Source organism: uncultured Polaribacter sp., assembly GCF_947503875.1.
Lineage (GTDB): Bacteria > Bacteroidota > Bacteroidia > Flavobacteriales > Flavobacteriaceae > Polaribacter.
In genome coordinates this window covers 120,627-134,773 of sequence record NZ_CANNFH010000001.1, presented here as the reverse complement: position 1 = coordinate 134,773, position 14,147 = coordinate 120,627, and the positions used below count along the sequence as shown (strand labels likewise).

The following is a 14,147-nucleotide window of genomic DNA, read 5'->3' as shown; positions in this document are numbered from 1 at the left end:
AATCTATAAAATATAAAAAATTAGTTTTTGCTATTTCCCTTTGGGAAATTTGGGATGGGATTATTTTTCGCTTCAATCCACTTACTCATATATTTTGTAGCATTTAAGGTTTGATGCTGCAACAAACTACCTAAAAAATTAACTTGTCTATGTTTTTCTAGGCTTTCTTGAATTTCAAATAATTTATCAAAAAATAATTTAGAATTTTTAGCCTTACTATACAACTGATTTATAATACTAAATCCGTTTTTTTGGGAAGTATGCCATATTTCTTCATCCGTATAAAGCTGAATAGTTTTTTTTGCAAAATCTTTATAATCGTTTGTCACAAAACCATTCCAAGGTAAATTGCCATGCATACCTTCTGCTCCTATTTTTGTGGTTACACTTGGTGTACCACAAAGCATAGCTTCTGTTAATTTTCCTTTAATGCCTGCTCCAAAATTTAACGGTGCCAAAACTACTTTCGCATTTTTTACAACTTCATTGGCATTTGCTGCAAAACCTTTAATCATAAATCCTTCTTTTGGGTTATGCAATTGCTGAATTTGTGGCTTTACATAAGCACCATAAACATGTAATTCTGCTTTAGGAAGTTGTTTTCTAACTTCTGGCCAAACTTCTTTTTTAAGTGTTAAAACTGCATCTACATTAGGTTGATGAAAGAAATTACCAATAAAAATAAAATGATTTCGTTCTTTAAATGGTTGCAATTGTTTTTGCTGTTTTTCAGAAATTTCATCTAAAAGAAAAGGCAAATACATTAAAATTGAAGCATCTATTTTAAAGGTATTTTTTAGCAATTCCATTTCAAAAGTAGAAATGATTAAGGACAAATCGCATCTTAAAATGGCTACAATTTCTCTTTTTGTAATGTCTCGTTTTAGCAATTCTTCAACAGAAAAAGAAACCTTTTTTTTATGGCAGATTTCTCTTGTTTTTCGCAAACAATGCAAGTCCTCTGTATCTAAGATAGTAAGCGCATTTGGCAATTGTGTTGCAACGCGCCAACCAAATTGTTCTTCGGTTATAAACCGATCAAACAAAACAACACTAGGCTGCAAATCTTTTAATAAAGCATCAAAAGAAACATTATTTAAAGCAATTGCAACTTCTTTTACACCTAAATTAGTTAAATCTAAAGCGTTTGTAGTTTTTTGAGCAGTGGTTGCAAAGATTATATCAAAATTATTGTTTCTGAATTCTTCAATCAATTGCAGCATTCTTTTGCCTGCAGCAGAAGATTGTGGTTCTACCCAAACTGCACCAATTATTAAGAGTTTCTGTTTTTGCAAACCAAAAACTATTTGGCACTCATTTGTTGCTTATAATCTGCTTGTACTTTTTTACCCCAAGCCACAACAGCATCAATTTGTGCTGGCGTTAAGTTAGCGTCTCCATGCGTCCAACTATAAGAATTTAAAGGCATTTCTCCTTCTTCTACTTCTTCATGCAGCTCATCCATTTTATGCTCTTTTTTCTTTACAGAATATGCACTCCATTTAGAGAAATTTAAATGTTTTTTACCATCTTTTATATGAGATTCTAACCAATAATTTACAGGAGTTACACTATTATACCAGGGATAATTGGTTTTACTAGAGTGACAATCAAAACAAGTAGTTTCTAATATTTTTTTAACGTTTGCAGGCGGATTTGTCTCTGCCAAAAAAGTATTTACAGATGTTAAATTGCCATCATTTTTATCTGGTCTAAAAAACTGAGCTACTACTAAAATAAGCAACAAAGCAAGAAGTATCTTTTTTAAAACTTTCATCTTTTAAGTTTAAGAATAATTTAAGCAGTAAAACTACTAAATTCTATCATTATTCTACGATAATATGCTTATTTTCGCATATTATTAGTATAAATTAAATCGAAAGATTATAAAATACGCAAAAAAACGTACTCATGAAATACGATATTATTGTTATTGGTTCTGGTCCTGGGGGATATATTGCTGGTGTTAGAGCTTCTCAATTAGGTAAAAAAGTGGCATTAATAGAAAAATACGCAACTTTAGGCGGTACTTGTCTAAATGTGGGTTGTATTCCTTCTAAAGCTTTATTAGATTCTTCACATCATTTTTATGATGCTGTAAATCATTTTGAAGAACATGGAATTTCTGTAGGAAAACCAAGTTTTGATTTTGGTAAAATGATAGACAGAAAAGCCAAAGTTGTAGAAACTACAACTGGCGGAATTAAATACTTAATGGACAAAAATAATATTGATGTTTATGAAGGTATGGGTTCTTTCAAAGATGCAACACATATTAATATTACAAAAAGTGATGGTTCAACTGAAGTTATAGAAGGAACTAACATTATAATTGCAACAGGTTCTAAACCTGCAAATTTACCTTTTATCAACTTAGATAAAGAACGTATTATTACTTCTACAGAAGCTTTAAAATTAAAAGAAGTACCTAAAGATTTAGTAGTAATTGGTGGTGGTGTAATTGGTTTAGAGTTGGGTTCTGTTTACAAAAGATTAGGTGCAAATGTAACCGTGGTTGAGTATATGGACAAAATTTTACCTGGCATGGATACTGACGTTTCTAAGGAAATGCAAAAAGTATTTAAAAAGCAAGGTGTAAAATTTGCAACAAGCCATAAAGTAAATGCTGTTGAAAGAAATGGAGACATTATTACCGTTAAAGCTACAGATAAAAAAGATAGAGCAGTAGAATTTACGGCAGATTATTGTTTGGTTGCAGTTGGTAGACGTGCTTACACAGATGGTTTAGGTTTAGAAAAAGTTGGTGTTGAAGTTAATGAACGTGGCCAAGTTACTGTAAACGATCATTTACAAACCAATGTTGCTAACATTTACGCCATTGGCGATGTTGTTAAAGGTGCAATGTTGGCGCATAAAGCGGAAGAAGAAGGTGTTGTTGTTGCAGAATATTTAGCTGGCGAAAAACCACATATTGATTATAATTTAATTCCTGGTATTGTATATACTTGGCCAGAAGCTGCTGCTGTTGGTAAAACAGAGCAAGAATTAAAAGATGCTGGTGTTACTTACAAAGCTGGTAAATTTTCTATGCGTGCTTTAGGTAGATCTAGAGCTAGTGGAGATATTGATGGTTTTGTAAAAGTATTAGCAGACAAAAATACAGACGAAATTTTAGGAGTGCACATGGTTGGTGCACGTGTTGCAGATTTAATTATGGAAACTGCTGTAGCTATGGAATATAGAGCATCTGCAGAAGATTTAGCAAGAATTTGTCATGGTCACCCAACGTATTCAGAAGCAGTTAAAGAAGCTGCAAAAGCTGCTTGGGACGGAAAGCCTTTAAATGCTTAAAACTTTTAAGTAACAAAATTTTAGACCTTACAGATAAATGCTTTACACAAAGTTTTGGCATTTTGATTTGTAAGGTCTTTTTGTTTGCAAAACTTTGGTTAATTTTACGTGATGTTTAAAAAAATTCTTTTTTTTATTTTTATCTGGTGTAGCCTATCTTTTTTTGGGCAAACAAGAGATACGCTTGCTATAAAAAACGGAATTGATAAACCTAGCATGGTGCCTATTCATCCTTTTGGTATTTTTTCTGCACGTATAAACCAAAACTTTAGAACTAAACCTGTAAGTAAAAGCACTTTGAGTTTTACCTATGCAAGTGCCAACACCTTTCATCCTTTTGTAGAACAATACATACCAAAAGACCAAGCTACAAGAAATGAATTGCGCCAATTAATATGGTATAACAGGCGCTATTATCAAGACCAACAAACTACACCTTCTGAGTATTCTAATATTATTATTGATGGAGTTTACAAGAATTTTAGAGTAGATTTTAATACAAAAATCAGCAAAAACCACGAGTTAGGCATTACACTGCGTTCGTATTTAATTACCAAAGGAAAATATCCGTTTTCTACCATTTCTAGTGATGAATTTATAGAGTGGTTTCATAGCAATATTGCTGGTGGAGAAGATCCTTTTGGAAGACGATTTTACGGCTTAAATCAGGTGAATATTCGTTATCAAGATAGAGATGGCAATATTTTAGAGCAAAATAATGGAGACTTCTTTGTGGGAGGTTTAGAAGTGAATCACTTTTATTATCCAGATTTTAAAACCTTAAAAAAGAAAAACATTTTTGTAAATTTTGGCTCGCATTTAGGTATTAACCTGTCGCAATTTAATCCTTCTTTAGATATAGGCGTTTCTGGAAACCTAATAAAAGAATGGGTTTTAAAAAATAAAAATGAAATTAGATCTTCCTTTGGAAGTGCATACTTAAGAAAAAATATAGTTAATTTTGGTGAAGTTATAAATTTTGGAAACAATAATTTCTTTGGTAGTTTAGAGGCAATGGTAGAGTTTACAAAATATACCCGTAAAAATAATTATCATGCTTTTGGTGTAAATTACCAAAGGCAAACTAGCTTTTTTAAGCGAGATGAAGCCAATTATTATCAATTAGTTGGCGAGTGGCAAGCCATACATTCTGGTTGGGAAAATGGTTTCGAAAAATTACATGAACAACAATCTTCTTGGAGTATTATTTATACTTATGCCAGAAAAAAATATCTTTTTTCTATTTATGTAAAACAAGATTTGTACCTAAATAACTCACCAGACATACAAACAGGCGCACAACTGCAAATACCAATTTCTAACTAAAACCATTTTGTATTGCTTACTATGCAAAGAACTATCCAGATATTTACCATTACAAATCTCACTCAATTTAAAGATAATTTATTGTGTTGGGCGCAACAATTTAATACCACAATTTGGCTAGATTCTAACAATTACAAACAACAATACACCAACTTTAACTGCGCTTTAGCTGTAGAAGAATTTACAGCAATTAAAACCGATTATTCAAACGCTTTTGATAAGTTAGAAGAATACCAACAAACCACAAAAGACTATATTTTTGGGTACATTACTTACGATGTAAAAAATGCAGTAGAAAAACTATCTTCTAAAAATTACGATGGTTTAAACTTTGCAGATTTGTACTTTTTTCAGCCACAAAAACTTATTTTTATGAAAGGGAATACAGTTGAGTTTCACTATCTAAATATGGTAGCTGATGAAATTGAAGACGATTTTGATGTAATCCAAAAAGCTAAAAATCAAACTACCCAGCAATCTAAAACAGCTATCAAAATAAAATTACGCACGCATAAAGAAGAATATCATAAAAAAGTAACCCAAGTTTTAGAACATATTAAAAGAGGCGATATTTATGAGGCCAATTACTGCCAAGAGTTTTATGCAGAAAATAGCACTATAAATCCTGTTGCAACTTACCAGCATCTTAATACAATTTCTGAACCTCCATTTGCTTCATTTTTAAAAATAGACCAGCATTATGCATTATGTGCATCACCTGAAAGATATATTAAAAAAGAAGGTCAAAAAATAATTTCGCAACCTATAAAAGGTACTGCAAAAAGGTTGGTAAGTGCTATTAATGATGCAAAAATTGCGGCAGATTTAGCAAGAGATATTAAAGAACGTGCAGAAAATGTAATGATTGTAGATTTGGTAAGAAACGATTTATCTAAAACTGCCAAAAAAGGCTCTGTAAAAGTAGAGGAATTGTGCAAAGTATATCCTTTTAAGCAAGTACATCAAATGATTTCTACAGTGGTTTCTGAAATTGAAGAACACACAAATCCCATTACTATTTTAAGAGATACTTTTCCTATGGGAAGCATGACAGGTGCCCCAAAAGTTTCTGCAATGCAAATTATAGAAAAACTAGAAAAAACCAAACGTGGTTTGTATTCTGGCACTATTGGTTATTTTACGCCTACTGGCGATTTCGATTTTAATGTAGTAATTAGAAGTATACTATATAATGAAGAAAAAAAGTATATTTCCTATTCTGTTGGTAGTGCAATTACCGCAAAATCTATCCCTGAAAAAGAATACGAAGAATGTTTATTAAAAGCAAAAGCCATGAAATATGTGCTTTTAAATAATGCGTAGTTTTAGCAGTTAAATTAGAAAAAATGATATTAAATAAAGAAGAATTGTTTCAAAAAACATTAGAAAGTTTAACGGAAAAACCCGGCGAACAAAATATGTTTAATCAGTTTTTAGCGTTGTATCCTGAAGAATGGAAACAGTTAAAAATTACATTTTCTAAATTTAATAGAAGTAAACAATTTGGCAAAACAATTCCGTTACCAAAACCAGAAGTTTCTTTGCGAAAAGAAATTAGAATTTGGTTAAAAAAACAGCAATAAATTAGAACTTTCACGTTTTAAAAATCTAAACGCTCTTTCACCTCACAAAAAACTATTTATTTAGTTACTTTTGATTTAGAATGCTACAAAAACTAAAAAATCACATCCATAATAATCTTCCTTTTTTAAAAGGAAAAAAACTATTAATTGCCATTTCTGGTGGTGTAGATTCTGTGGTATTAACGCATCTTTTACAGCAATTACATTATAATATTTCTTTAGCACACTGCAATTTTAATCTTAGAGGAAAAGAAAGTGATTTAGATGAAGATTTTGTGGCAACATTAGCGCAAAAACTAAAAATAGAACCGCACATTGCACAGATTTGCATAGAACCTGTGGGTTCTATTCAGTTAGCGGCAAGAGAGTTGCGTTACGAATGGTTTCAAGATTTAATTGAAAAAAATGGTTATGACTATGTTTTAACAGCACATCATGCAGATGATAATTTAGAAACTTTTTTAATTAATTTAACTAGAGGTTCTGGTTTAGATGGTTTTACAGGAATTCCAGAAAAAAATGGCAATATTATACGACCTCTTCTCCCCTTTTCTAGAGAAGAAATTATAACTTTTGCTAAAGCAAATAATATTTCTTGGAGAGAAGACCAAAGCAATGCATCCACTAAATACGTCCGTAATAAAATTAGACATAAAGTAGCACCTGTTTTAAAGGAAATCAATCCCAATTTATTGGAAAGTTTTGCCAAAACCATAGGGAATTTGAAGGAAAGTAAACATATTATTGTGGATAGAATTTCAGAAGTTTCTTCATCAATTATAAGCAAAGATTTCTCGACTGCGCTCGAAATGACAAAAATTAATATTGCTGAAATAAACAAATTATCAGAACCAAAAGCGTATTTGTATCAGCTCTTAAAAAAATATCAATTTACAGCATTTAACGATGTTTACAATTTACTTACGGCACAATCTGGTAAAAAAGTACTGTCTAAAACGCATGTTTTGTTAAAAGATAGAGGATTTTTAATACTGTCTAAAAAAACGAATGTCATTTCGAGCGGAGTCGAGAAATCTCAAATTCAAGAAAACACAGCAGCCATTACAAACCCAATACATCTAACTTTTGAAAATGTTGATGCAATAAGTATTAACAACAAAAACACCATTTATGTTGCTAAAGATAAAATACAATATCCTTTAACTGTAAGAAAATGGCAAAATGGCGACTATTTTTATCCAGCAGGAATGCAAGGCAAGAAGAAATTGAGTAAGTATTTTAAAGACGAAAAACTATCGCTTTTAGAAAAAGAACAAACTTGGTTACTTTGCAATACAAATGATGAAATTATTTGGATAATTGGCAAAAGACAAGACCAAAGGTTTCAATTAAAAACAGCAATAAATGGTTTAAAAATCACTTTAAACTAAGTGCATTTTTGTAACTTTATATTTTTATAAACAACGGTAATTCATGAAGCATATACTTTTTACACTTTTTTTATTTTTATCGCTTTCTATCTTTTCTCAAACAGAAGAAAATCCTATAAAAATAACAACTTCCGTAAAAAAAATAACAGATACTACCTATGATGTTGTTTTTAATGCTAAACTTTATAAAGGTTGGTATTTGTACTCTCAATACAATCCTGAAGGCGCCTCTATACCTTTGTCTATTTCTTTGGTAGAAGGTGAAACTGGTTATAACATAGAAGGCAAAGCAACTGAAAAAACAACCTTTAAAAAATACTCTGATATTTGGGAAAAAGATGAAATTGTTTTTAAAGACAAAGCCACAATAACACAAAGAATTCAGCTTACCAATAAAGAAGTTACCACTATAAAACTAAATTTCTTTGGGCAAGTGTGCGAAACAGCCTGCATTAATTTTGATGAAAACTTTACAATTGCGTTAGACGGAAAAAAAATTGCCAAAGAAAATCTTGAGTTAGATGAAAAAAGTAAAGCGTTAACCAAACAATTAAAGTTAGCTTTAAAAAACACAGATTTATTAAAACAAACTACAGAAAATTCAGAAACTGGAGATTCTCTCTTTAGTATCTTTTTACTGGGTTTTATTGGTGGTTTATTAGCACTATTAACACCTTGTGTTTTTCCTATGATTCCGCTTACCGTATCTTTTTTTACCAAACAAGGTCAAAGCAAAAGCAAAGGAATTTTTAACGCCTTACTTTATGGACTTTTTATTGTTTTAATTTACATACTTCTAAGTGTTCCTTTTCATTTAATAGATGGTTTAGATCCTAGTATTTTAAACACCATTTCTACCAATATTTGGTTAAATATTTTCTTTTTTGCCATTTTAGTATTTTTTGCATTCTCCTTTTTTGGTTTTTATGAAATTACTTTACCAAGTTCTTGGGGAAATAAAATAGACTCTGCCTCTGAAGTTGGTGGTTTTTTAGGCATCTTTTTTATGGCCTTAACCTTAGCCATTGTATCTTTTTCTTGCACAGGACCAATTTTAGGATCGCTTTTAGCAGGTTCTTTAGGCACAGTTGGCAATCCTGCATTTCAACTAACTGCTGGCATGTCAGGTTTTGGATTGGCATTAGCCTTACCCTTTGCCCTATTTGCACTATTTCCTAACTTACTTAAGGCTTTACCAAAATCTGGTGGATGGCTAAATACTACCAAAGTAGTTTTAGGTTTCTTAGAACTGGCTTTTGCCTTTAAATTTCTTTCCAATTCTGATTTAGTTGGACATTGGGGTGTTTTTAAAAGAGAAATTTTTATTGCTATTTGGGTTGTTATTTTTATTGGTTTAGCCTTGTATTTATTTGCTAAAATTAAATTTCCACACGATTCTCCTATCAAAAAACTATCTTTTTCTAGAATTTCTTTTGGTATTTTGGTATCCGCTTTTGTTATTTATTTAATACCAGGCACTTTTAAAACACCAAGTTGGAATTTGAGTTTACTTAGTGGTTTTCCTCCACCACAATTTTATAGCATTTATGAACAAGAATCAGAATGTCCTTTAGGTTTAGATTGCTATAAAGATTTTGATGCTGGTTTCGCAAAAGCGAAAGAAGTTAACAAACCAATTTTGTTAGATTTTACAGGTTGGGCATGTGTAAATTGTCGTAAAATGGAAGAAAATGTGTGGAGTGACCCCGAAATTTATCAACTTTTAAAAAACAAATTTGTATTAATCTCTTTATATGTAGATGATTACGAAAAAGAATTACCAGTAGCAGCACAATTCAACTTTAAAAAAGCGAACGGTAGCCTTAAAAAAATAAAAACGTATGGTGATAAATGGTCAACCTTTCAGGTGATTAATTTTAAAAATGCCTCACAACCTTATTATGTGGTTTTTAACGCTGATTTAAAAGTTTTAAATACACCTCAACAATACACAGATAAAAATACGTATTTAAATTGGTTGAAGGAAACCTTGGTAAATCACCAAAACAAGCCTTAAATCTAGATTTTATCTTTTTAATTTATTTGTGTTTAAATTTCTATCGTTTTCGTAATTAAATTGGTAATTATTAAGAAAAACACAAGTTCTGTGCACCCACTTTTTTGTAACTTTACTTTTATTAAAATTATAAAGAATGTCAGATCTTCCAAAATTATCTCGCTTTAACGATAACGTACTATCTAAATACCAAATTTACAATAGTATTTTTACCACTTTACCTTTTGATACGATAGACAATACAGGGGTTTTATTACCTTTATTGCATAAGGTTTGTGAAAAAGGTTTTGCTCTTGGAAAAAATCCAACAGAAATTATAGAACACTTTTTTAAAAAATATCAAGAAAATCCTACTGAACAAGAAAAAACGGATTTACTTTTTAAATTTATTCAATATATAGAACGTCAAGTAGTATTATTTGATGCGATTGAAGACGCTGCTTTTCCTGCAGTAAATAATATGGATGGTGTTGGAACTTTAAGAGGATCTAAAGAATCTGCCACTCTAAATAACAAAAAGGAAGAATTAAAAGCTTATTTAGAAGATTTTAAAGTACGTGTTGTATTAACTGCACACCCAACACAATTTTATCCAGGTTCTGTTTTAGGTATTATCACAGATTTAGATGAAGCCATACAAAGAGACGATTTATTGTTGATAAAAAAATTATTAGCACAATTAGGAAAAACTCCTTTTTATAAAAAAACAAAGCCCACTCCTTTTGATGAAGCCGTAAGTTTAGTTTGGTATTTAGAGCATGTTTTTTATCACTCTGTGCCAAAAATTTACAATTACATTCAAAATAATATCTATGATGGTAATCCTATGGATAATGAAATTATAGATTTAGGCTTTTGGCCTGGTGGAGACAGAGATGGAAACCCATTTGTAACTACAGAAATCACTTTAAATGTTGCAGAAAGACTTCGCCAATCTGTACTTAGAAACTACTACAGAGATGTAAGACGTTTAAAAAGACGTTTCACTTTTGATGGTGTTCAAGAAATTTTAGCTAGAATAGAAAAAAGATTGTACAAGCATGTTGTTAGAAGTTATAGCAAAGTAAACTTCTCTCAAAAAATATTGCTAGAAGAATTAAGTGCTGCTAGAGAAATTATAAGTACCAAACACCAATCTTTATTTATAGAAGAATTAGACGATTTTATAAATAAAGTGAGAATTTTTGGATTCCATTTTGCAACCTTAGATATAAGACAAGATAGTAGAGTGCATCATGCTGCTTTTACGCAAATTGTAAAAGATTTACAAAGTATAGGCGACACTACTTTTCCAAAAAATTATAATAATTTATCTGAAGAAGACAAAGTAGAAGCGTTATCCTTAATAAAAGGAAGTATAGACCCTAGTAAATTAACAGAAAAAATATCTGTAGATACTATAGAATCTATGTATGCCCTTAAAGAAATTCAAAAAAGAAACGGCGAACGTGGTGCAAATAGGTACATTATTAGCAACAACCAAACTGCATTAAATGTAATGCAAACTTTTGCAATGCTAAATTTATGTGGTTTTGAAAACGAATTGCCTGTAGATGTAATTCCGCTTTTTGAGACTGTAGAAGATCTTATAAATGCAGAAGATGTAATGCGAACTTTATACGCCAACAGAGCTTATAGATACCACTTAGAAAAAAGAAAAAACAAGCAAACTATAATGTTAGGGTTTTCTGATGGAACAAAAGATGGTGGATATTTAATGGCTAACTGGGGAATCTTTAAAGCAAAAGAAGCTTTAACAAAGGTGTCTAGAGAATTTGATATTGAAGTAATTTTCTTTGACGGACGTGGAGGACCACCTGCAAGAGGTGGAGGAAAAACACACGCATTTTACGCTTCTTTAGGCCCAACAATAGAAGATAAAGAAATACAATTAACTATACAAGGGCAAACTATTAGTTCTAACTTTGGTACAAAAGCCTCTTCTCAATACAACTTAGAGCAATTGTTAAGCTCTGGTATTAAAAATGATATTTTTACTAAAGATCAATTGAATGATAAGCATAGAGAATTAATGGAAGATTTGGCAGCGAATAGCTACCAAACTTATGTTGATTTTAAAAAGCATCCTAAGTTTTTACCGTATTTAGAAAAAATGAGTACGTTAAAATATTACGCAAAAACCAATATTGGTAGTAGACCAAGTAAACGTTCTAACTCTGCTACTTTAGATTTTTCTGCTCTTAGAGCCATACCTTTTGTAGGTAGTTGGAGTCAGTTAAAACAAAATGTTCCAGGATTTTTTGGTGTAGGTACTGCTCTTAAAAAATATGAAGATGAAGGTAAGTTTGATGAAATTGTAGATTTCTACAACGCCTCTGATTTCTTTAGAACTTTACTAGAAAATAGCATGATGAGTTTAACCAAATCTTTCTTTGGTTTAACAGCTTACATGTCTGAAGATCCAGAATTTGGTGCATTTTGGAACATTATTCATGATGAATACAAAACCACTAAAAGGTTACTTTTAAAATTAGCAGGTCACACAGAATTAATGGAAAACTTCCCTGTTGGTAAGGCTTCTATAGAAATGAGAGAACAAATTGTATTACCATTATTAACCATTCAGCAATTTGCTTTAAAGCAAATTCAAGAATTGCAGAAAAATGAGGGTAATGAAAAAGAACTAGAAATTTACGAAAAAATGGTAATGCGTTCTTTATTTGGTAATATTAATGCAAGTAGAAATTCTGCTTAAAAACAAATTTCAACATTATTTAAAAATGCAATCAATATTTTGATTGCATTTTTTTTATGCCTTTTTTTTAGTTATTTTTAAAGAAAAAAATATGCTAACAAAAGTTTATGGTTCTGCCGTTTTTGGTATAGAAGCCACTACAATTACTGTAGAAGTTAATATAGATAAAGGCGTAGGTTACCATTTGGTAGGTTTGCCAGACAAAGCCGTTAGTGAGAGTTCTTATAGAATTTCTGCTGCATTAAACAACAATGGCTACAAACTTCCTGGTAAAAAAATAATTATCAATATGGCACCTGCAGATATTAGAAAAGAAGGTGCTGCTTATGATTTAACATTAGCTATTGGCATTTTAGCGGCGTCTAACCAAATAAAATCAGACCATATAAATGAATATTTAATTATGGGCGAACTTTCTTTAGATGGAAGTTTACAACCCATAAGAGGTGCTTTACCAATGGCGATAAAAGCTAGAGAAGAAGGTTACAAATATTTAATTTTACCCAAAGCAAACGCCAAAGAAGCAGCTATTGTAGATAATTTAGAGGTTTTAGGTGTAGAAAACATCTTAGAAGTCATCAATCATTTTGATGATCATGTAAAAATTGAACCTACTATTGTAGATACCAGAGCTGAATTCTATAAAAATATCGATTTTCCTGAGCACGACTTTGCTGATGTAAAAGGCCAAGAATCTATTAAACGTTGTATGGAAATTGCAGCTGCTGGTGGTCATAACATAATTTTGATTGGTCCTCCAGGTTCTGGAAAAACCATGTTAGCAAAACGTTTGCCAAGTATTTTACCACCAATGACTTTGCATGAGGCTTTAGAAACTACAAAAATACATTCTGTAGTTGGCAATACTAAAAACGAAGGTTTGTTATATGCAAGACCTTTTAGAAGTCCACACCACACAATTAGCAATGTTGCTTTAGTTGGCGGTGGCCAATATCCAAGACCAGGAGAAATATCATTATCACACAATGGCGTTTTATTTTTAGATGAATTACCAGAATTTAAAAGAGATGTTTTAGAAGTAATGCGTCAGCCTTTAGAAGATAGAGAAGTTACCATTTCTAGAGCAAAATTTACAGTTACTTATCCCAGTAGTTTTATGTTGGTAGCCAGCATGAATCCTAGTCCTTCTGGTTTTTTTAATGATCCAAATTCGCCAATGACCTCTACTCCGCAAGAAATGCAACGCTATTTGAGTAAAATATCTGGTCCTTTATTAGATAGAATTGACATTCATATAGAAGTAACGCCAGTTCCTTTTGAGAAATTGTCTGAAGAACGCAAAGGAGAAGCTTCTGTAGAGATTAGAAAGAGAGTAACTGCTGCCAGAGCAATACAATCTGTACGCTTTAAAGAATTAGAAAATGTCCATTACAATGCACAAATGAGTGTAAAACAAATTCGTAATTTCTGTAAATTATCTGAAGAAAGTTTAACGCTTTTAAAAACGGCTATGGAAAAACTAAATCTTTCTGCTAGAGCCTATGACAGAATTTTAAAAGTTTCTAGAACCATAGCAGATTTAGCAAAATCTGAAGCCATTTTACCAGATCACATTGCTGAAGCAATACAATATAGAAGTTTGGATAGAGAGGGTTGGTTGGGGTAATTTTTAAAAATGATGTCAAACTAGATTCAAGCATTAAACTAATAATCTATGATTTGTAAGTTCAATTGATAAGTGCTACAGGCAAATTTTAAACACTTAAAGTAATGACTCCAAGTGGCTTGAATCAAACACCTAAATTTGACTTGAATGAAAAAACATAATCCCCTTCCCTTTC

10 protein-coding genes are annotated in these 14,147 nt (G+C 31.2%); 8 read left to right on the top strand and 2 right to left on the bottom strand.

Translation table 11 applies throughout. The features are described from left to right. Positions 1-20: 20 nt before the first annotated feature. A complete protein-coding gene (locus Q0684_RS00585; protein ID WP_299012101.1) occupies positions 21-1,295 on the bottom strand; it encodes a glycosyltransferase family 4 protein in 1,275 nt (424 codons plus the stop codon). Positions 1,296-1,303: 8 nt separating this feature from the next. Then, on the bottom strand, positions 1,304-1,777 hold the full coding sequence (locus tag Q0684_RS00580; RefSeq protein WP_299012100.1) for a heme-binding domain-containing protein: 474 nt from the start codon (positions 1,775-1,777) through the stop codon (positions 1,304-1,306). A 134-nt stretch (positions 1,778-1,911) separates the two neighbouring features. Between Q0684_RS00580 and lpdA the strand changes: the two genes are divergently transcribed. The 8 genes from lpdA (at position 1,912) to Q0684_RS00540 (ending at position 13,972) form a co-directional block, all read left to right on the top strand. Then, a complete protein-coding gene (gene lpdA / locus Q0684_RS00575; RefSeq protein WP_299012099.1) occupies positions 1,912-3,312 on the top strand; it encodes a dihydrolipoyl dehydrogenase in 1,401 nt (466 codons plus the stop codon). 111 nt (positions 3,313-3,423) lie between these two features. Continuing rightward, on the top strand, positions 3,424-4,638 hold the full coding sequence (locus Q0684_RS00570; protein ID WP_299012098.1) for a hypothetical protein: 1,215 nt from the start codon (positions 3,424-3,426) through the stop codon (positions 4,636-4,638). A 21-nt stretch (positions 4,639-4,659) separates the two neighbouring features. Next, the gene (locus tag Q0684_RS00565; protein ID WP_299012097.1) at positions 4,660-5,961 is read left to right on the top strand and encodes an anthranilate synthase component I family protein; all 1,302 of its coding nucleotides are present in this window, start codon (positions 4,660-4,662) and stop codon (positions 5,959-5,961) included. Positions 5,962-5,984: 23 nt separating this feature from the next. Further along, entirely contained in the window at positions 5,985-6,221 is a 237-nt protein-coding gene (locus Q0684_RS00560; RefSeq protein ID WP_299012096.1) for a hypothetical protein, read from the top strand. 80 nt (positions 6,222-6,301) lie between these two features. Further along, positions 6,302-7,612 carry a tRNA lysidine(34) synthetase TilS gene (tilS, locus tag Q0684_RS00555; protein ID WP_299012095.1) on the top strand — a complete coding sequence of 437 codons (1,311 nt, stop codon included), beginning with the start codon at positions 6,302-6,304 and terminating at the stop codon, positions 7,610-7,612. Positions 7,613-7,655: 43 nt separating this feature from the next. Beyond that, positions 7,656-9,629 carry a thioredoxin family protein gene (locus tag Q0684_RS00550; protein ID WP_299012094.1) on the top strand — a complete coding sequence of 658 codons (1,974 nt, stop codon included), beginning with the start codon at positions 7,656-7,658 and terminating at the stop codon, positions 9,627-9,629. A 136-nt stretch (positions 9,630-9,765) separates the two neighbouring features. Then, positions 9,766-12,345, top strand: a complete 2,580-nt coding sequence (locus Q0684_RS00545; protein ID WP_299012093.1) for a phosphoenolpyruvate carboxylase — start codon at positions 9,766-9,768, stop codon at positions 12,343-12,345. Between the two features lie 91 nt (positions 12,346-12,436). Continuing rightward, complete coding sequence (locus tag Q0684_RS00540) at positions 12,437-13,972, top strand: YifB family Mg chelatase-like AAA ATPase (RefSeq protein ID WP_299012092.1); 1,536 nt, start codon at positions 12,437-12,439, stop codon at positions 13,970-13,972. Positions 13,973-14,147: the final 175 nt, after the last annotated feature.

Bases quoted from the DNA above. Each gene is read 5' to 3' on its own strand.
- Q0684_RS00540 (WP_299012092.1), top strand. From the start codon at position 12,437: ATGCTAACAAAAGTTTATGGTTCTGCCGTTTTTGGTATAGAAGCCACT.
- Q0684_RS00580 (WP_299012100.1), bottom strand. From the start codon at position 1,777: ATGAAAGTTTTAAAAAAGATACTTCTTGCTTTGTTGCTTATTTTAGTA.
- Q0684_RS00565 (WP_299012097.1), top strand. From the start codon at position 4,660: ATGCAAAGAACTATCCAGATATTTACCATTACAAATCTCACTCAATTT.
- Q0684_RS00550 (WP_299012094.1), top strand. From the start codon at position 7,656: ATGAAGCATATACTTTTTACACTTTTTTTATTTTTATCGCTTTCTATC.
- Q0684_RS00560 (WP_299012096.1), top strand. From the start codon at position 5,985: ATGATATTAAATAAAGAAGAATTGTTTCAAAAAACATTAGAAAGTTTA.
- tilS (WP_299012095.1), top strand. From the start codon at position 6,302: ATGCTACAAAAACTAAAAAATCACATCCATAATAATCTTCCTTTTTTA.
- Q0684_RS00570 (WP_299012098.1), top strand. From the start codon at position 3,424: ATGTTTAAAAAAATTCTTTTTTTTATTTTTATCTGGTGTAGCCTATCT.
- lpdA (WP_299012099.1), top strand. From the start codon at position 1,912: ATGAAATACGATATTATTGTTATTGGTTCTGGTCCTGGGGGATATATT.
- Q0684_RS00545 (WP_299012093.1), top strand. From the start codon at position 9,766: ATGTCAGATCTTCCAAAATTATCTCGCTTTAACGATAACGTACTATCT.